This window comes from Cobetia sp. MMG027 (assembly GCF_027947415.1).
Classification (GTDB): Bacteria; Pseudomonadota; Gammaproteobacteria; order Pseudomonadales; family Halomonadaceae; genus Cobetia; species Cobetia marina.
Genome location: NZ_JAQJIO010000002.1, coordinates 274,451 through 294,271, shown reverse-complemented (window position 1 = coordinate 294,271; position 19,821 = coordinate 274,451). Strand labels below are relative to the sequence as shown.

The 19,821-nt window shown below is 62.4% G+C and carries 15 protein-coding genes; 6 read left to right on the top strand and 9 right to left on the bottom strand.

Annotated features, from left to right (window positions below; translation table 11 throughout):
- Positions 1–205: 205 nt before the first annotated feature.
- The gene (locus PJK54_RS03300; RefSeq protein ID WP_271302235.1) at positions 206–1,537 is read right to left on the bottom strand and encodes an MATE family efflux transporter; all 1,332 of its coding nucleotides are present in this window, start codon (positions 1,535–1,537) and stop codon (positions 206–208) included.
- A gap of 436 nt (positions 1,538–1,973) precedes the next feature.
- On the opposite strand from PJK54_RS03300, the gene PJK54_RS03295 reads away from it, so the two are divergent.
- Complete coding sequence (locus PJK54_RS03295; RefSeq protein WP_077374722.1) at positions 1,974–2,933, top strand: LysR family transcriptional regulator; 960 nt, start codon at positions 1,974–1,976, stop codon at positions 2,931–2,933.
- Between the two features lie 131 nt (positions 2,934–3,064).
- Here the strand turns inward: PJK54_RS03295 and PJK54_RS03290 are convergent, their stop codons facing one another.
- A complete protein-coding gene (locus tag PJK54_RS03290; RefSeq protein ID WP_139345447.1) occupies positions 3,065–4,789 on the bottom strand; it encodes a putative bifunctional diguanylate cyclase/phosphodiesterase in 1,725 nt (574 codons plus the stop codon).
- Between the two features lie 500 nt (positions 4,790–5,289).
- Between PJK54_RS03290 and queC the strand changes: the two genes are divergently transcribed.
- From queC to PJK54_RS03270, 4 genes are read left to right on the top strand one after another with little or no spacing between them, the layout of a single operon-like run.
- Positions 5,290–6,033, top strand: coding sequence for a 7-cyano-7-deazaguanine synthase QueC (gene queC / locus PJK54_RS03285; RefSeq protein ID WP_084208111.1), 744 nt, complete (start codon positions 5,290–5,292; stop codon positions 6,031–6,033).
- Complete coding sequence (gene queE, locus PJK54_RS03280) at positions 6,033–6,725, top strand: 7-carboxy-7-deazaguanine synthase (RefSeq protein ID WP_077374732.1); 693 nt, start codon at positions 6,033–6,035, stop codon at positions 6,723–6,725. The genes queC and queE overlap by 1 nt, the downstream gene beginning before the upstream one ends.
- 8 nt (positions 6,726–6,733) lie before the next feature.
- Positions 6,734–7,633, top strand: coding sequence for a 6-carboxytetrahydropterin synthase (locus tag PJK54_RS03275; RefSeq protein ID WP_271302234.1), 900 nt, complete (start codon positions 6,734–6,736; stop codon positions 7,631–7,633).
- Complete coding sequence (locus PJK54_RS03270) at positions 7,630–7,917, top strand: YkgJ family cysteine cluster protein (RefSeq protein WP_077374738.1); 288 nt, start codon at positions 7,630–7,632, stop codon at positions 7,915–7,917. Before PJK54_RS03275 ends, PJK54_RS03270 begins: the two co-directional genes overlap by 4 nt.
- A gap of 28 nt (positions 7,918–7,945) precedes the next feature.
- On the opposite strand, the gene PJK54_RS03265 is transcribed toward PJK54_RS03270, so the two are convergent.
- The 3 genes from PJK54_RS03265 to PJK54_RS03255 all read right to left on the bottom strand — a co-directional run bounded on the left by PJK54_RS03265 (position 7,946) and on the right by PJK54_RS03255 (position 11,873).
- Positions 7,946–9,202, bottom strand: coding sequence for a CobW family GTP-binding protein (locus PJK54_RS03265; protein WP_271302233.1), 1,257 nt, complete (start codon positions 9,200–9,202; stop codon positions 7,946–7,948).
- A gap of 178 nt (positions 9,203–9,380) precedes the next feature.
- Positions 9,381–10,532, bottom strand: a complete 1,152-nt coding sequence (locus PJK54_RS03260; protein ID WP_191237500.1) for an iron-containing alcohol dehydrogenase — start codon at positions 10,530–10,532, stop codon at positions 9,381–9,383.
- Between the two features lie 342 nt (positions 10,533–10,874).
- Positions 10,875–11,873 (bottom strand): NADP-dependent oxidoreductase, encoded by a 999-nt coding sequence (locus PJK54_RS03255; protein WP_077374747.1) that lies wholly within the window; start codon positions 11,871–11,873, stop codon positions 10,875–10,877.
- A 263-nt stretch (positions 11,874–12,136) separates the two neighbouring features.
- Here PJK54_RS03255 and PJK54_RS03250 point away from each other — a divergent pair, with 263 nt between their 5' ends.
- Complete coding sequence (locus tag PJK54_RS03250) at positions 12,137–13,093, top strand: LysR family transcriptional regulator (RefSeq protein WP_271302232.1); 957 nt, start codon at positions 12,137–12,139, stop codon at positions 13,091–13,093.
- A gap of 191 nt (positions 13,094–13,284) precedes the next feature.
- Here the strand turns inward: PJK54_RS03250 and PJK54_RS03245 are convergent, their stop codons facing one another.
- The 4 genes from PJK54_RS03245 to clpX form a co-directional block, all read right to left on the bottom strand.
- Entirely contained in the window at positions 13,285–15,099 is a 1,815-nt protein-coding gene (locus tag PJK54_RS03245; protein WP_271302231.1) for a SurA N-terminal domain-containing protein, read from the bottom strand.
- Positions 15,100–15,358: 259 nt separating this feature from the next.
- A complete protein-coding gene (locus tag PJK54_RS03240) occupies positions 15,359–15,631 on the bottom strand; it encodes an HU family DNA-binding protein (RefSeq protein WP_065392603.1) in 273 nt (90 codons plus the stop codon).
- Positions 15,632–15,809: 178 nt separating this feature from the next.
- Positions 15,810–18,218 carry an endopeptidase La gene (lon, locus tag PJK54_RS03235; protein ID WP_271302230.1) on the bottom strand — a complete coding sequence of 803 codons (2,409 nt, stop codon included), beginning with the start codon at positions 18,216–18,218 and terminating at the stop codon, positions 15,810–15,812.
- A gap of 234 nt (positions 18,219–18,452) precedes the next feature.
- Positions 18,453–19,745, bottom strand: coding sequence for an ATP-dependent Clp protease ATP-binding subunit ClpX (gene clpX / locus PJK54_RS03230; protein ID WP_077374762.1), 1,293 nt, complete (start codon positions 19,743–19,745; stop codon positions 18,453–18,455).
- Positions 19,746–19,821 lie beyond the last annotated feature (76 nt).

Here is a 19,821-nt window from a genome sequence, read left to right as displayed (position 1 = left end):
CTTGACCTCAATTACCCCAGTATAAGAGCGAAATCCGTCACGAATATTCTGTTATTGGCCTCCAATACAGATGATTGATAGCTAATTTTGCCAACCTGCCAGCAATTACGCACAAAAAAGCGGCCATTTTTAGAATGGCCGCTTTTGCACTACGTCAAGGACTCGTCCTGGCAGTCTCACCCTCTCGAACACACCCTCATCGGCATCACGCGGTGGCGCTCTCGACAGGCCCTCGGGAGGGCTTGCCCAGCCCGCCGATCGCCTGACGATAGAGACGCCAGGCCACGATACCGGCCAGCAGATTGCCGATGGCCGCCCCGATCGCGACGCCGCGCAGACCATCGAGCTCAGCGCCCAGCCACACGGCTGGCAGGAAGCACACGAAGAGACGCAGGAAGGACAGCAGCGTGGCCCGTAGCGGCCAACCCAGCGCATTGGCGGCCGAGACCACCAGCATGCAGATTCCCAGGAAGGCATAGCTTGGCAGCATCCAGGGGATCAGCAGGACCAGCGCCGCGCCGACCTCCTCATTGCCGACCAGCAACCGGGACAAGGGGACGGCGAGGAGCGCTACCACCACGCCCAGCACCAACTGCCAGATGATCACGATCCTGGCGACCAGATTCATCAGTCGGCGCACTTCCTGCCAGCGACCTGCGCCGTAGCACCGCCCCAACCAGGGGGGCAATGACATGGTGAGCGCCAGCACCACGATCAAGGAAAAGGTCTCGAGCCGGCAGGCGATCCCCCAGGCGGCCACCTGGGTCTGTCCCAGCGTCGCCACGATGGCCGTGACCAGCATGGCGGACACGGCCGGCATCATCTGCGAAAGGATGGCCGGTGCCGCGATCCCCGTCAGCTGACGCCAGGAGTCCCGCCATTCCTGAACCAACCCCTGCACCGCGATCCACTCTTCCTGCAACAGCTTGAAGGTCGTCACCATCAGGCCGATCACGAAGGCGATCAGCGTCGCCCAGGCAGCCCCCGCCAACCCGAACCCCGGCACGGGGCCGAGACCGAAGATCAGCAGAGGGTCCAGCCCCAGATTGAGCAGACTGGTCACCAGCATCATCACGCCGGGCAGCCGCGTGTTGCCGTGGGCACGAAACAGGCTGTAGAGCACATAGGCCATGGCGCCCACCCAGCTGGCCACCAGCCAGGGGCCCCAGTACGGCTCGATCAGCGAGAGCTCCTGGTCATTGGCGCCCAGCAGATGGAAGGCCGGCGCACGTATCAGCCATAGTCCTACCATCAACAGTGCCAGCAATCCGCCGGAGACCAGCACCACCACACTGCCGAGCCGCCGGGCACGAGCATCCTCCCCTGCCCCCAGCGTGCGTGACACGATGGCGGCAATGGCGATGCCCATGCCGACCTGGACCCCGATGATCAGGAAGGTCAGCGGGAAGGTGAAGGACTGAGCCGCCAGTGGCGCCGTTCCCAGGCGCGACACGAAGGCGGCATCCACCAGATTGAAGCCCAGCAATCCCATGATGCCGATGGTCATCGGCAGTGTGGAACGCCAGAGACGGGACATCAGCTCGCCGGTACTCGGACAGGATGAAGGCGAGGATGTCGAAGAAGTACGAGTTGAAGACATGCAATCACTCCCAGGATGCCAGGCATCGCTGGTCTGAAGAAGAGAACGAGGGCGCTTGAGCTACGCGACGACAGCGCTTGAACGTTGATTCTAGGGATTCCTCCGTCAGGCAGATACCGCCAGCCAGACATGTCTTTGATGCAGTAACGGCAACACGAAGGCGAGAAAATCCGTTGATGCGTAGTATTAGCGGAAACATTGGCCGTGCTAAGCTTCGCCTGTTGACGATGCTGACCCGCTGGGCGACCGGTCTGTCCCTACCGATTGTCCTGCCATCTGCGGGCGGCGTCCCTGTCTGCTGAAGCGCGCCGCAACCCTGAAGAGCAGGACGGCTGCGTGAGCCTTTTCCTGTTGCATCACGAGAGGTCATACCGTGGATAAAGCATCCCGCTTGTTGCTGTTTCTGGATGTCGTGGAAGCACAGAGCTTCTCCAAGGCAGCCGATCATCGTCAGGTCAACCGCTCGGTGGTTTCCAAGCAGATCAGTCGTCTGGAAGAAGAGTTGCAGATTCGTCTCTTCAACCGCTCGACCCGCTCGCTGGCCCTGACCGATGCCGGCCGCGAGATCCATCAGCATGCCTTGCGGCTGCGCGAAGTGCTGGAAGACACCGATGATGTCGCGGGCGCCTACCAGGATGGGCCACGAGGGGTGCTCAAGATCACCAGCCCCAGCCACTTCGGTCGCACCTACGTGGCTCAGGCGGTGCGCCTCTACATGGAGCGCTATCCGGATACCCAGGTGGAAGTCCGTCTGGAAGACCACCTGACCGACCTGATCGGTGGCGGCTATGATCTCGCCATCCGCATGTCGGAACTGGAAGACTCCAACTTGATCGCGCGCCCCCTGGCCGCGCATCGCCATCTGATCTGCGCATCGCCTGCCTTCATCGAACGCCACGGCATGCCGAAGACCCCCGCGGACCTCTCGGGGCTGCCGGCGGCCGTCTATTCACGGGATGGCTTCATTCTCGACCGCCTGCGGGTGTGCAGTGAAAGTGGCGTCGAGGAAAAGGTGGCGCTGGATTCTCGCCTCAAGGTCAATGATGCCGACGTGCTGATCGGAGCCATCAAGTCCGGTGCCTGCTATGGCATGATCTCCGCCATCAACATCAAGGATGAGGTACTGAATGGCGAGCTGGTCCCGCTGCTTACCGACGTGCCGATGAAGCCGCTGCCATCCATCCATCTGGTCTACCCGCATCGCCAGTATCTTCCCCAGAAGACGCGTCGCTTCAGTGATTGCCTGCAGGAAGTCGTCGGGACTCCGCCGGTGTGGGAGCAGCGCATTCCGGGCTTCGAGAACATGTACGGCTACGGCAAGACCTGCAGCTGAGCGCGTCACTTGCCTGTCTGGCGCCCGCTTCTGCTGCATGAAGCACCGAAGGTAAAACGAAAACGCCCGTCATGCAGTCGCATGACGGGCGTTTTCGTTTCCTGTGCCAGACAGGGCTTGCATCCGTCAGCTCAGGCGGCCCCGGGACAGGGGCGAATGCAGGGCTTGTTGCCAAGCCACTGCTTGAGCTCCGGCAGGCGCTTGGGCCGCGCGTAACGGAAGCCCTGCACCAGATGGCAACCCATCTCCACCAGCAGGCGTTCCTGCTCCACCGTCTCGACGCCCTCGGCCAGCACTTCCATGCCGAGGCTATCGGCCAACGAGATGGCATGCGAGACGATGGCGCGGTCACGCGCATCATGATCCAGGCTGCGGACGAACTGCTGGTCCACCTTGAGGCGACAGGCGCGTAGATCCCGGACATAGAGCAGCGAGGCAAAGCCGGTCCCGAAGTCATCGATGGCAAGCCTGACACCTCGGTCGATCAGACCGGTCAAGCGCTCGACGACGCGATCCAGATCCGGCACCCGTGAGGACTCGGTGATTTCCAGCTCCAGCCGCTCGGGGGCGAAGTCGTGCAAGGCGAGCGCCTGTGAGACTCGCTCGGGAAAGCCGGGGTCACGAAATTCCTGGGCCGAGACGTTGATCGCCACCGACAGCGGCTTGCCGTCCGGGGTCACCAGATCCCGCGTCGCCTTGAGAGCAGCATCCATGACACGAGCCCCGACGGTACCGATCAAGCCGTACTGCTCCGCCAGCGGAATGAAGCGCCCAGGCCCGATGGTCCCGAGCTCCGGATGGTCCCAGCGCACCAGCACCTCCACGCCGACCGCCTGACCACTGACCAGATCGAACTGGGGCTGGAAGGCAAGATCGAGCTCTTCGAGATGCTCGCGCAGGTCACTGGTCAGCCGGTAATCGTTGAGGTGACGCATGTGGGCACCGGGCGAGAAGACATGCCAGGCCCCGCAGACATCGATATCGTCCTGCTCGCCATGCAGCATGGCCAGTTCAGCCAGGTGCAGCAGCCGATGCGCGCGACGCGCGTGCTGAGGCGCCAGGCTGATGCCCACCCGCGCGGTGACGGGCAAGGACTTGCCATCCAGGCGCATCAGCGTGACCAGCTGCTCGCACAGCTCGCTGGCCCGCGCGATCAGGGCGACTTCATCGCCGGTGAAGAACAGCGCGAAGGCATTGCCCAGCGGACGACAGACCAGTGCATCGCGGTATTGCAACGACATCGCTTCCGCCACGCGCTCCAGCAGCGGGTCGATACGCTCCGCGCCATGCGCCGAGTTGATGATCTCCAGATGGGTCAGCGAGAGATAGATGATGCCGCCATCGACCGCCTCACCGGACAGCAGCTCGTCCACCTGGGCATTGAAGCGATCACGCGACAGCAGGTTGATCGGCTGCAGTCGACGCAGCGCGATCAGCACCTTGTCGTCCAGTCCGGCAGCGCGCGCTTCGGCCAGACCCGAGAACGGCGCCTTGAGGCGCACGCGGCGCTCACTGACCGGTTCAAGCCGCGGACGCGCCTCACCGAACAGCTCCTTCCAGCCACAGGTATAGGCGACGAGTCGTTCTTCATCGAACACCGCCATTCGCCAGGGAAGATTGGCCTGCTGCACCAGCAGCCAGTGGCCCAGCTCCCCGTCGATCCCCATCATCCACATCCCCGGCTGGCCGCTGAGCCCACAGGGCTCCGGCAGATGCGACAGGGTTCTCGGCAGTTCAGGCTGGTGTTCTGCCTGACGGGCACGGGGTGAGCTCCAGGCGAGCTGGCCGAAGCGGTCGAAGATCCACAGCGGCTCTTCGATGGAGGACAACAACTTGATCAGAATATCGAGAGGCACGCTCACCCCACTGCAGTCACAATGAATAAGGGTCTTGCTATCCCGCCCGCTGACGGTGCAACCGTTACCGCCATCGAGCCCACCTCCGGTCCTTCACATGCCATGTCTCACTTCAACGGCATGTCCTGCACTTTCACCATTACTGCAATCTTTCGCTAATACACTGAGTCTATGTCAGGGCATGGGGCAGGTACCAAGGCTATTTTCTCGCCCCATCAACGCTTGCGATGTCTCGACGCTTTTCCTGAGCCAATGCGGTACGCGCCTCCCGGCCATCCAGAATGTCCTGGTGGCCTCAAAGCGTCCTGGTGGCCTCAAAGCGTCCTGGTGGGCATCAAAGTGTCCTGGTGGCCTCAAAGCGTCCTGGTGGGCATCAAAGTGTCCTGGTGGCCTCAAAGCGTCCTGGTGGCATCAACACCGCGGGAAGAGTAGGATAGGCGCCCGTTTCGCCCGGACCGGATCCCGGGCGCCGAATCCATCGGTCAAAGAAATTCTCCGTCATGACTCTCAACGTCCCGAATTCCGCTGTATCCGCTCCTGCCTCCTCTGCAGAGCGCCCCCGCGCCGTCGTCATCTACTCCGGTGGCATGGACTCCTACACCGTCCTGCACCAGGCGCTGAAGGAGGGCTTCGAGGTACACGCCCTCTCCTTCCATTACGGCCAGCGCCACTCGCGTGAGCTCGACGTCGCACGCCAGGTCTGCGAGTCACTGGGCGTCGCCCACGAAGTCGTCGACATTCGCGCCATCCATGGACTGATCGACAACTCCGCGCTGACCAACAGTGACCAGGCGATGCCCAAGGCCGACTACGACGAGGACTCCATGACCTCGACCGTGGTGCCCAATCGCAACATGATCCTGCTGTCCCTGGCGATCGCCAAGGCCGTCAATATCGAGGCTGGCGTGTGCTTCTATGGTGCCCACGGCGGAGATCACGTGCTCTACCCGGATTGCCGTCCGGAATTCGTCGAGAAGATGAATGCCGTCGCCGCGATCGCCAACTTCTCGCCGGTGGAGATTCGCGCGCCCTTCCTGCACGCCAGCAAGGACGAGATTCTGGCCGCCGGCATCGCCATGCAGCTCGATTACGCCCAGACCTGGACCTGCTATGAAGGCCGTGAACTGGCCTGTGGGGAATGCGGCAGCTGCCGTGAGCGCCTCGCTGCCTTCGCCGCCCATGGGCTAAGCGATCCGCTCGGGTATGACTCGACCGATTCGGCCAAGGGCGCAGGCACTCTCTGATGTATACGGTAAAGGAAGCGTTCTACACCCTGCAGGGCGAAGGTGCTCGCGCAGGGCGCGCCAGCGTGTTCTGCCGCTTTGCGGGCTGCAATCTGTGGAGTGGTCGTGAGCAGGACCGCGACACCTCGGTCTGTCGCTTCTGCGACACCGATTTCGTCGGCACCAACGGCCAGAATGGCGGCAAGTTCCGCACCGCAAGCGAGCTGGCGGACTTCCTGGCCAGCCTGTGGCCGGAACACTCCGGCATCGCCACGCCCTATGTGGTCTTCACCGGCGGTGAGCCACTGTTGCAGCTCGACCGCGAACTGGTGGACGCGATGCACGCCCGCGGCTTCGAGATCGCGGTGGAGACCAACGGCACCGTCACGCCGCCCGCCGGCATCGACTGGCTATGCGTCAGCCCCAAGGGTGCCAGCGAGCTGGTCCTCACCGGCGGCGATGAGCTCAAGCTCGTCTACCCGCAGCCGGAGGCGCTGCCGGAGCGCTTCGTCAGCCTGGACTTCGCGCACTTCTATCTGCAGCCACTGGATACCGCCGCCCTGGATGCCCTGCCCGCGCCAGCCGCCGCTCGCGAGCATTATCGCGAGGTACTGGCGACGGATACGCCGATGAACCAGTGCGTCAGTTACTGCATGGCCAATCCCCAGTGGCAGCTATCGCTGCAGACTCACAAGATCAGTGGTATCGATTGATGACGGCAATGACTTCCAAGACCCTGTTCGTCAGGGCCCTCACCGCGGTGGATGCCTCGGTGTGGAGCAATACCCGCGGCCTGCATGGCATCAGTCAGCATCTGGACCTGGAGCTGGACGGCGCCGTCGGCCATGACGGCATGCTGTTCGACTTCGGCGACGTCAAGCCGTGGGCCAAGCGCATGATCGACCAGGACGCCGATCACACCTTGATCGTGCCCAGTCAGGCCGACGGCGTGAGCGTCACGGACTGCCCGGAAGGACTGTGTCTGCGCTTCACCCAGCCCTATGCCATGGAAGTGCGCGGCCCGCGTCAGGCCTTCTGCCTGCTGCCGGTGGCCGAGGTCACCACCGTGGTGCTGGCCAACCACTTCGAGAAGCTGCTGACGCGCCGCCTGCCGCCGCGCGTCGAGGCGCTGCGCGTGCGCCTGCGCGATGAGTGCATCGAGGGTGCCGCCTACACCTACAGTCATGGCCTGCGTCATCACAGCGGCAACTGTCAGCGTATCGCGCATGGTCACCGCTCTCCGCTGGTCATCGAACGCAATGGCGTGCGTGACACGGCACTGGAAGCCGAGTGGGCCGAGAAGCTCAATGACCGCTACCTGGCCGAAGAAGGCGATCTGATCGACCGTCCCGGCCGTGAGCTGGTGTTCAGCTATGAGGCACCGCAGGGCAGATTCCGCATTCGCCTGCCGCGCAAGCAGGTCTGGTTGCTGCCGACACCGACCACCATCGAGTGGATCGCCGACTGGCTGGCGCGCCAGATCGCTCTCGACAGCGGCGACAGCATTCGCGTCGAAGCCTATGAAGGGATCAACAAGGGCGCCATCGCGCGGCACACGCCAGAGACCGCCCGCCAGCCGCTGGTGCTGCCTGAGCATGAGGAAATGCCCGCCACATCATGACGCAGACCGCCCACCACCTCGCGGCCACTCCCGCATCCGGCTGCCGCGCCGGCTGCGGGGGGTGCTGCATCGCGCCTTCCATCTCGAGCCCGATTCCCGGCATGCCCAATGGCAAGCCGGCAGGCGTGCGCTGCGTGCAATTGGATGACGAGAATCTGTGCAAGCTGTTCGGTACGCCACAACGACCGGCCGTGTGTGGCAACTTCGACTTCGATATCGAGCTGTGTGGCAATTCAAGCGAAGAGGCTCTGCGCCTGATCGGCGAGTGGGAGCGCCTGACGTGAGAGACGCCCCTGAGGGATAGATCTCAGCTCACTCGCCGAAGAAATTGAAGGGCCTGGCGGCACCCTCGCTGCGACAGGCCAGCAAGGCGGCATTCAGCTGACGGGAATCCGCCAGCGGCAACGCAGTCGCCATCCCCTCCTGCCCCTGCTCCCCCAGCGGTGCGATCAACTCGAGTCGTGAGTCCTCGCGCCAGCTGGAAGGCGCAAGTTCGGCACGCCCCTTGGCACGGTTATAGCTGCGCCAGCCTTCCGTCGTGTGAAAGATGCCCTTCACCCGCCAGTCGCGCGGCAGTCCATCCAGCCACCGGGTAAGCTGATCAAGATCGAACACCTCGCCCGCCACGATTCGCCATCCCAGACTGGCATGCTCAAGCCCTTCGGCCTGCTCGATCACCGGTGCGCCGGGCAATGGCATCACGCCTGAGGCTGACGACTTTTCACTGGTGGAGGTCTCCTGCGCCAGACGCGCCCTATCCCGCGCAGCGCGATGGGCAGCCGGCATGCTGATCTCGGGCTGGTTCTCACGATCTTCGCTGACGTGATGATCTTCGCTGGCGCGCAAGCCGCCCTGGCGATGGGATTCACGCCCTGCTGGCAGCAGCCAATCGATCAGCGTGACCTCCTGACCGTCCATGCGTGCCTGGGCCGGCAGGCTTTCGCCGTCGGCTCTGCCCAGCTCACCCACCCAGCGCTTGCGCGGCCACATCCCTTCCAGAAACTCATGCGCGGCCGCCAGCTGCTCATCAGTCGCCAGATCCCGCTTGCTGAGCACCACGCCCCCCGCCAGCGTCAGCTGGTCCTGGAAGGTGCCGTGTTCACGCGTGCGGGTATCGTCCAGTGCACGCGGGTCCAGCAGGGTGATGACCTCCTCGAGCTCAAGCGCGGAGGCCAGCCCTTCACTGCGCAGTACATCGATCAACCCTGCGGGATGTCCCAGCCCCGAGGGCTCGATGATCAGACGATCAGGACGGGTCTGATGGATCAGGCTGACCAGTCCCGCCTGCAGCACGAAGGCCAGCTGACAGCACAGGCACCCGCCGGGCAGCCCCTTGACGCTGACATCCTCGCGTCCGGCAAACAGCGCCTGATCGATCCCCACCTGCCCGAATTCATTGACCAGGATCGCCCAATGCTCATCCGCCGGCTTGGCCGCGACCAGTGCCTGGATGAAGCTGCTCTTGCCGGTTCCCAGAAAGCCGGTGATCAGATGCACCGGTATCCGCGTGTGACGTGCTAAATCCGTCGAGGCGTCGCCGGTATCGGCGCCGCGTGAAGCCAGAGACATGCTGAATTCTCCGCAGGATGAAGGGCATGCAAAAGGTTATAGAGTAACAAAATAAGCCCGCACATGACGCAATCCGGCAATCGGCAAGCCCCCGCCAAGGGGACATACGCAAAACCCCTCGCCACCAGGGGTGACGAGGGGTTTCAGGCTTGCCTTGCGCCCTGACTGACGTGCGTGATCAGGCAGCGCGGGTCAGGATACGACGCGCCACGTCCGGCGTGATGTCACCGTGCTCGCCGATGGCAGTGAAGCCATGACGTGCCAGGTTGTCGACCAGCTGGTCGATGCTGTCGGCACCGATGCCGGCTTCGCTCAACGATACCGGCGCGCCCATGCGGGTGAAGAATTCACGCGTCTTGTCGATGGCAGCGCGGGCGACGCTTTCGTCATCACCGTCCAGCCCCCAGACACGACGACCATACTGCGCCAGCTTGGCACGCTTGGCCTCGAACATTTCTTCCCACAGTGCCGGCATCACGATGGTCAGGGTGCGGCCATGATCGACACCGTGCAGTGCGGTGATCTCGTGACCGATCATGTGCGTGGCCCAGTCCTGCGGCACACCACGCCCGATCAGCCCGTTGAGGCCCAGGTTGGCGGCCCACATGATGTTGGCACGCACGGCCAGGTCATCCGGCTGGCTCAGTACCTTGGGGCCTTCCTCGATCAAGGTCAGCAACAGACCCTCGGAGAAGCGATCCTGGACCGGCGCGTTGACCGGGTAGGTCAAATACTGCTCGCTGACGTGCACGAAGGCATCGACGACACCGTTGACGCTCTGGCGCTCCGGCAGGGTCAGGGTGGTGGCCGGGTCCAGCACCGCGAAGCGCGGGTAGGCCAGTTCGCTGAACATCGGCAGCTTGTCGTGGGTCTCGTAATTGGTGACCACGGCATTGCCGTTGGACTCGGAGCCAGTGGCCGGCAGGGTCAGCACCACTCCCAGCGGCAATGCCGTCTCGGGATGCTTGCCTTCGGCGAGAATCTCCCACGGATCACCGGCGTGACAGGCGGCCAGCGCGAGGAACTTGCTGCCATCGGCGACGCTGCCTCCCCCGACTGCCAGCAGATAATCGACCTTCTCGCGCTTGATGACCTCCAGCGCTTCCAGCAGGGTGTGATAGCTCGGATTCGGCTCGATGCCGCCGAAGCTCCACCACTGATGGCCCTCCAGTGCCGCTTCCACCTGATCCATTACACCGTTGCGCTTGATCGACCCGCCACCGTAGGTGACCAGCACGCGGGCATCGGCGGGAATCTCGTCACGCACCTTGGCGATCTGGCCGGCACCGAAGTGCACGCGGGTCGGGTTCTGATAGGTAAAGTCCTGCATGATGCTCTCCTCGCAGAGTCAGGGGCGGCACGGCGGCAATGCAGAACGCCGCCATGATCAGGCGCCACCTGACACAGGGTGTCGCGTGAGGGCCTGGTGACACGAAAACGAAATGAAGACGTCACCACCCCACGAATGTTGCGCACATTCTAGAGCAGCATCTACGACGAAAGTAGAGCACAGTGCGCACGTCTTTGGTTCGTGTGAATCACCAATCGCATCGCGACGTGACAGCTTCTCACAAACGCGAAAGGCTCGCCGTGGCGAGCCTTTCGTGAATGCCTGAGCACCGCGCGTACGCGAGGCGTCAGGTGTCCGGGGCTTCAGTGCTGCCGTCTCAGGTTAAAGACGTACCAGCATCTTGCCCTTGTTGGCGCCTGTGAACAGCTTGAGGAAGGCGTCCGGCGTCTGTTCCAGTCCCTCTTCCACCGTCTCTTCGTAGTCGATATCGCCCTTGGCGACCTGCGGCCCCACTTCCTCGAGGAAGCGGCTGTAGTTGTCCCAGTGGTCAAAGACGATGAAGCCCTGCATGCGCGCCCGGCGAATCAGGATCATCGAGATATTGGAGGGCCCCGCCGCCACCTCGGTATCGTTGTAGCTGGAGATCATGCCGCAGACGGCGATGCGTGCACCGACGTTCAGGTTGTTGAGCGCCGCCACCAGGCAGTCACCACCGACATTCTCGTAGTAGACATCGAAACCGTCCGGGCAGGCCTCCTTGAGCGCTTTCGTCAGCTGCTCAGCATCCTTGCCCTTGTAGCTGACTGCCTTGACGCCGCGCGCCTCCAGCCAATCCAGTTTCTCCTGGCTGCCGGCGATGCCGACGACAGTCCCGCCCTTGGCCTTGGCCAGCTGCACGGCGAGCGAGCCGACCGCACCGGAGGCCGCGCTGACCAGCACGTTGTCGCCCTCTTTCATCTCGGCGATGATGTTCAGACCGGTCCAGGCTGTCATGCCCGGCATGCCCAGCACGCCCAGGTAGGCCTGCTCCGGCACGTCGATGCTCGGCAGCGGCTCGACCTGGTCGCCAGACAGCTGCGCGATATCACGCCAGCCGCCCATGTGACGCACCTTGTCGCCGGTCTTGAAGCGAGAGTCGCGTGACTCGATCACCTCACCGACTGCCGCACCCTGCAGCGGCTCATTGAGCTCGAAGGGGTCAATATAGGTCTTGGCGCCACTCATGCGGCCACGCATGTAGGGATCGACGGACAACCAGCGGTTGCGAATGCGCACTTCCCCTTCGCCAAGCTCGCTCAGCGCCTCTTCACGCAAGGTGAACAGGTCGCGTTCCGGAGTGCCTTTCGGATAGTCGGTGATCGTGTAATAGCGTGTCTGCATGAAATGCTCCTTGCGAATGATCTGGTCAAACGTCACGTGATCAGAATCGTCATCAGGCAGGTGGCCCGAGGCCTTGACCGTGTGACGACGGGTCGCCGCAATCGTTCCCCGGCGACGAAGTCCCACCAGATTACTCGCGCTCCCGATATCACACCAATGACAGAAACTGAATTCCGGTATGCATGAGACTGATATCATGCGTGGTTGAAAATACGCACCTTCATCCCCGTCCGGGGCCTCTTCACCACCGGAAACTTCCCGCCATGCATCTGGCTGAACTCGCTCGCCATGACCTCAACACGCTGGTCGCGCTGCATGCGCTGCTGGAAACGCGCAGCGTGTCTCGGGCCGCGGAGCGCCTCAACCTGAGTCAACCTGCCGTTTCACGTACCCTGGCTCGGCTGCGCGAGGCCTTTGACGATCCCCTGTTCGTGCGTGCGCAACGCGGCCTGCGCCCCACGGCACGTGCCGAGGCGCTCAGACAGCCTCTCGCGCGCCTGCTCCAGGAGCTGGGCGCACTGCTGGCCCCCCCCGAATTCTCGCCAGCCGACAGCCAACGCCGCTTCCAGCTGGCCACCACCGACTATGGCATGCACGCCTTCGTGGCACCGCAGATAGCGCCGCTGCATGACCAGGCGCCCGGCATCCGCCTGGACATCCAGGCCTATGGGGGCAATGTCGAACAACAGCTGGAGGAAGGGGGGCCGGAGCTTGCGATGTGCGTGCCCACCGCCAAGGTGCCGGCCGGCGTGCATGGGCGTGAGATCGGGGATGACCAGTTCGTCTGCGTGATGCGCAAGGACCACCCGCTGGCAGCGAAGGAGACATTGAGTCTGGAGGACTTCGTCGCCGCCGGCCATCAATTGATCAGCATGGGCGGTGATGAGCGTGGTGCGGTGGATCTCAAGCTGGCGGAGCTGGGCTTGAGTCGGCAGGTCGTCATGCGCCAGCCCCACTTCCTGGCCGCCTTCAGTGTCACCTGCCATAGCGATCTGCTGCTATGCGTTCCGGGCTGCCTGGCCATCAGCATGCTGGATCAGCTACCGCTGGTGCTGCGCCCGCTGCCCATCGCCATCAAACGCTTCTCCTACTGGCTGGTGTGGCACGAACGCCTGCATCATGACGCCGGGCATCGCTGGCTGCGTCAGTCTCTCTCGACAGGCATTCAAGCCCGCCACCGCGAACTCTCCCATCGGCTGCGTCAGCGCCTCACGCCGTGACACTGTCGTGACTGCGGGAATGTGCGCAGGATTGACTCGGCACTGCCCCAGAAATTGCCCCGACACTGAGCCAAAAAAAGACCGCCACCCCATGGGGTGGCGGTCTCTGGTGGCAGAGGTCAGGACGTGATTCTCAAGGGAGGCAATGCCTCGAGTGAGACGTGACGGTACTCACGTCCGTTGCTCCGTGCTCACTTGCGCTCGATATCGGCACTCTCGCGCAAGGATTCCTGCAGCCCCTCGACGGCTGACTGGGCCTGCAGGCGCATCGCCAGACGCGACAGGAACTGGTCCATGTCACCCGGCTCGGCCTCTCCTATATCGGTCAACGCGATCAGGGCGATGCCGCCCTTGAGGGCTGCCTTGCCATACACCGGCTGGTCTGCCTCGGGATGCGGCAGCGCGAAGGCCTGCTTGACCAGATTCTCAGGCAGCTGGGAATCTCCCTGACGGCTGACGTCGTCTGCGTCGCGCCAGTCGATCCCTTCCAGCGACTTGCCTTCACGCAGCGCCTCGATGCGCGTCTGTGCCAATGCCTCAAGCGCCTTGGCGGTCTTGTCCGCCTTGGCTTCACGCTGCACCTGCTGCTTGACCTCGTCGAGGGCCAGCGTGGTAGCTGGACGCTGCTCGAGCACGCGCAGCACCAGACGGCGACTGTCGTCGAGTTCGATCACATCGCTGTTGTAGCCTTCCTTGAGCACTTCGTCATCGAAGGCAGCCGCCATCACACCCGGCTCGGACAGCAGTTCGTCGTCATTGTCCTGTGCCACCCAGTCGGTCTTCTCCAGCGGAAGATCCAGATCCTCGGCAACGCTGGCCAGATCATCCGCCGCGAAGCTTTCATCCTTGAGCAGCTGCGCCTTCTCATTGAAGGTGTCACGCGAGGCTGACTTGCGCGCCTGGGTGAGCAGTTCATCACGCATTTCGTCGAACGGCGCGATATCGAGCCCGGTCACCTTGATCAGGTGCAGGCTGTCGCCGGTATCGACGATGTCCGAGACCTGCCCTTCATCCAGCGCGAAGGCGACGTCATCGAAGTCTTCGCCGAAGATACCGCGGGTGATCACTCCCAGCTCACCGCCATCCTCGGCCGTGGAGCTGTCTTCGGAGACCTCGGCCGCCACCTTGGCGAAGTCTTCGCCGTTGGCGAGTGCGTCACGTGCACCTTCGAGCTTGGCACGTGCAGCCGCCACATCATCGCCCTTCTCGACCATGATGTGCGCGATCTCGCGCGGTGCATCGGCACGCTTGGCGGCATATTCGGCCTTGAGCGTGTCTTCACTGATCTCGCCGCCGTCGGCCAGCTCATTCTGATCCAGCAGCACATAGGCCAGCTTGACCTGGGCCGGACGCCGATAGTTGTCCTGATGGCTGTCATACCAGGCGGTCAGCTCATCCTCGTTCAGGGTGACCGGCGACTCGAGGTCGGCCTGACTCAGGGTGGCGTAACGGAAACTGCGCGTCTGACGCTGAAGCTGGCTGAGGGTCTCTTCTTCGCCCGGCAGCACGAAGGCACTGGCAGCGAAGCCATCGGTCAGCTGCTGACGCAGGGTGTCGCTGCGCAACTGCTCGCGGAAGGACGTCGGCGAGTAGCCGGCGCTGGCCAGACGATTGCGGAAGACGTCGGCGTCAAAGCGGCCCTGGTCATCCTGGAATTCCGGGAAGCTGACGATCAGTTGATCGAGCTGTTGTTCTGAGAGGTGCAATCCACCCTCTTCGGCGTACTGGTCCAGCAGACGGGAATCGATCATCTGGGTGATGATCTGATTGCGTGCCTCACGCTCCTGTTCGGGAGCGACCTGTCCGGAACGGATGGCACGTTGCACTTCGGTCTCAACTGACTGACGGCTGATCTTGTCGCCATTGACGCTGGCGATCTCATCACTGCTGCCAGTGAAGGCACCAATGATCGACTCAACGCCGAAGAAGGCAAAGGTGACGACGATAAAGCCAACGATCGTCTTGGCCACCCAGCCATGCGACCGGTCTCGAATTCGTTGCAGCATGCGGGCCTCGAGCTACAGGGAAGGAAATGGCCTCTAGGGCCGCGAATCAGTGACTGTTGATTATACGCATGACGCCGACAGATGCAGGTGCCTTTGGTAGCGGCAGAAGCAGGGTCACCGCAGATTGCCCATGATATCAGTCACAAAAAAAGCGCATCGCCAGGCGATGCGCTTCGATTTCCTGGTGCCGACCTGACAGACAACGATGTCCTGACAGGGCGGCACCACGTCACCGGGTACCTGCAAGAGCAGGCAGTCCTCAGTTGACGGCGTCTTTCAGTGCCTTGCCAGCCTTGAAGCTCGGCACCTTGGCAGCACTGATTTCGATCGGATCGCCAGTCTGCGGGTTACGGCCAGTACGAGCAGCGCGCTCCTTGACAGTAAAGGTGCCGAACCCGACCAGTGCCACGGTCTCACCTTTCTTCAGGCTATCAGTGACGGTGTCGACCATCGCATCGAGTGCACGGCTAGCTGCTGCTTTCGGAATATCGGCAGATGCAGCAATGGCTTCGATCAGCTCGGATTTATTCACTCTTCACCCCTTGAATTTGCAAAAAAATTACCAGAAATCAGCGCGAAAATTACGGGTGCTAAACGCGATCGCGACGAAGCGGAGTTTATAGCAACGCCCTCAAACGACTGTCAAGCAACCTCACGCGCAAAACCGCACCACGCCGCCGTTTCGACAACGGCATGGCCAGAAATATCCATCAATGTGTACTGATGACTGACTGACGACCACTGGCATCGTCCTGTCGAGATTCATCCGGCTCACTTGAAGACTTTTCCGCCAGAGCCACCTCAAGAACTTCATCGATCCAACGCACGGGGCGAATGTCCAATGCATCCTTGATGGTGTCCGGGACCTCCTTGAGATCACGGCGATTCTCTTCGGGAATCAATACGAGCTTTATACCACCGCGTCGCGCTGCCAGCAATTTCTCCTTGAGGCCGCCGATCGGCATGACTTCGCCGCGCAGGTTGACCTCACCGGTCATCGCCACATCACAGCGCACGGGGCGCCCACAGTAAGCGGACACCATCGCGGTGACCATGGCAGCCCCCGCACTGGGGCCGTCCTTCGGCGTGGCACCTTCCGGCACGTGAATGTGCAGGTCTTCCTTCTCGAAGCGTTCAGCCTCGATACCGAAGGACTCGGCGCGTGCGCGCACGACGGTATGCGCTGCACTGACCGACTCCTTCATCACGTCGCCCAGCGAGCCTGTCTTGCTGACACGGCCCTTGCCGGGCGTGACCACCGACTCGATGGTCAGCAGCTCACCGCCGACGGACGTCCAGGCCAGACCCGTCACGCGCCCGATCTGGTCCTCGGCATCCGCGAGACCGAAGCTGTACTTGCGGACACCCGCGTAATGCTCGACCTGCTCGGCCTCGAGGTGCATGGAAGACAGCGCACCTTCCTTGGCCTCGGCGACCACGCGCTCGCGCACGATCTTGCGGCAGACCTTGGCGATCTGGCGTTCCAGCTCACGCACACCGGCTTCACGCGAATAGTAACGAATCAGCTCGAGCACGGAGGCTTCACTGAAGGTCAGCTCGCCTGGCTTCAGGCCATTGGCCTTGAGCTGCTTGGGGGCCAGGTAGCGCATCGCGATGGCCAGCTTCTCGTCTTCGGTGTACCCCGGCAGACGGATGATCTCCATGCGATCACGCAGCGGCCCCGGAATGTTCATCGAGTTCGAGGTACAGATGAACAGGGTCTCGGACAGATCGTAATCCAGTTCGAGGTAGTGATCGGCGAACTTGTCGTTCTGCTCCGGGTCCAGCACCTCAAGCAGCGCCGAGGCCGGATCACCACGGTGATCCATGCCCAGCTTGTCGATCTCGTCGAGCAGCACCAGCGGATTCTTGACGCCGGTCTTGGTCATGCGCTGGATGATCTTGCCCGGCAAGGCGCCGATGTAGGTGCGACGGTGGCCACGAATCTCGGATTCATCCCGCACGCCACCCAGCGCCATGCGAGTGTACTGACGATTGGTGGCGCGAGCGATGGACTTGCCCAGCGACGTCTTGCCGACACCCGGCGGTCCTACCAGACACAGCACCGGCCCCTTGAGCTTCTTGACGCGCTTCTGCACGGCGAGATACTCGAGGATGCGTTCCTTGACCTCGTCGAGACCGTAGTGGTCCTCATCGAGCACCCTGGCGGCGTGATCAATGTCGTGACGCACGCGGGTGCGCTTCTTCCACGGCACGTCGCACAGCCAGTCCAGGTAGGTGCGCACCACGGTCGCCTCAGCGGACGTCGGGCCCATCATCTTGAGCTTGTTGAGCTCCTGATTGGCCTTTTCCTCGGCGTCCTTGGGCATGCCGGCGTCCTTGATGCGACGCTCATACTGCTCGACCTCATTGGGCACGTCATCCAGCTCACCCATTTCCTTCTGGATGGCCTTCATCTGCTCATTGAGATAGTACTCGCGCTGCGACTTCTCCATCTGCTCCTTGACGCGGGTACGAATGCGCTTCTCGACCTGCAGCAGGTCGATCTCGGCTTCGATCAGCGTCATCAGGTGCTCGATGCGGTCGCGCACCTTGTCCATCTCGAGCAGCGCCTGCTTGTCATCGATGCCCAGTGACAGGTGGGCACTGATGGTATCCACCAAGCGACTCGGGTCCTCGATGCCCTGCAGGCTGCCCAGCACTTCATTGGGCACCTTCTTGGACAGCTTGACGTACTGCTCGAACTGGTTGAGCAGAACGCGTACCAGGGTCTCCTGCTCGCGCTCGGACAGCGGCTGGCTGTCACGCAGCACGACATCGGCGATGCTGTGACCGTTGTCATGCAGACGAATCGCCTGGATATCGGCGCGTGAGCTGCCCTCGATGAGCACCTTGACGGTGCCATCGGGAAGCTTGAGCAACTGCATGATGTCGGCGACGGTCCCGATCGCGAAGAGATCCTCGGCAGTCGGGTCGTCCTGGCTGGCTTCACGCTGTGCCGCAAGCAGGATCTTCTTGTCGCCTTCCATGGCCACTTCGAGGGCCTGGATCGACTTTTCCCGGCCGACGAACAGCGGAATCACCATCTGGGGATAGACCACCACATCCCGCAGCGGCAGCAGCGGAAGTGTCAGGGTCTGATCATCGTTCTGCTCCATGGCAGACGTTCCTCGGTATTCTGTGGGTGGGCCGCCTCACACGGCTCTCTGATACAGAGACCATGGGGGCAAGGTCATGATTTTGCAATGATCCTGAGACGCATGGGCGGTAACTCAACGCTGAATGAAGCCGCACGCGAGTCATGAGGAACATTGCCAGAGAGGCGAGTGACGAAGGCAAACGCAACGGGGGGCCTTGCGGCCCCCCGTTGGTGCGACTCAGGCCTGGACGCTTCAGCCGTCCTTGCCGGCCACCTTGCCCTGACTCTTCTCTTCGCTCTGGGAGTAGATCAGCAGCGGCTTGCTGTCGCCGGCAATCACTGACTCATCCACTACCACCTTGCTGACATTCTCTTCCGAAGGAATGTCATACATGGTATCGAGCAGCACGCCCTCGAGAATCGAGCGCAGACCACGTGCGCCGGTACGACGCTCGATGGCCTTGCGAGCCACGGCACGCAGTGCGTCTTCACGCAGGTCCAGCTCGACATCTTCCATCTCGAACAGGCGCGAGTACTGCTTGACCAGCGAGTTCTTCGGCTCGGTCAGGATCTGTACCAGCGCGTCCTCGTCCAGCTCGGTCAATGTCGCGATGACCGGCAGACGCCCGACGAACTCGGGGATGAGACCGAACTTGACCAGATCACTCGGCTCGACATCCGCCAGTACGCGACCAACCGTCTTCTCGTCCTGCTTGCTCTTGACCTCGGCATTGAAGCCGATGCCACCCTTCTCGGCGCGCTCACGGATCACCTTGTCCAGACCGGCGAATGCACCGCCGACGATGAACAGGATGTTGGCCGTGTTGACCTGCAGGAACTCCTGCTGAGGATGCTTGCGCCCGCCCTGCGGCGGCACCGAGGCAGTGGTGCCCTCGATCAGCTTCAGCAGTGCCTGCTGCACACCTTCACCCGAGACATCACGGGTGATGGAAGGGTTGTCAGACTTGCGGGAGATCTTGTCGATCTCATCGATGTAGACAATGCCGCGTTCGGCCTTCTCGACATCGTAATCGCACTTCTGCAACAGCTTCTGGATGATGTTCTCGACATCCTCACCGACGTAACCCGCTTCGGTCAGGGTGGTCGCATCCGCGATGGTGAAGGGAACGTTCAACAGGCGTGCCAGCGTCTCGGCCAGCAGCGTCTTGCCGCTACCGGTCGGGCCGATGAGCAGAATGTTGGACTTGCCCAGCTCCACTTCGTCCGCTGCCTTCTGACCGGCACGCAGACGCTTGTAGTGGTTGTACACCGCGACGGACAACACGCGCTTGGCGCGGTCCTGACCGATCACGTAGTCGTCGAGAGTCGAGCGAATCTCACGCGGCGCCGGCAGGCGATCATCATCACCTTCGGCGTCGGCTTCGAGGACCTCTTCGCGAATGATGTCATTGCACAGATCGACACATTCGTCGCAGATGTAGACGGAAGGTCCCGCGATCAGCTTGCGCACTTCATTCTGATTCTTGCCACAGAAGGAGCAGTACAGCAGTTTGCCGTTCTCGTCCTTGCCTTTGCCGTCAGCCATTCGCGTACCTCTCAATGGCGGTGACTCCCCGGGGAGTCACCGGAAATGCATGTTTACCGACGTCAGGTCAGCCGTG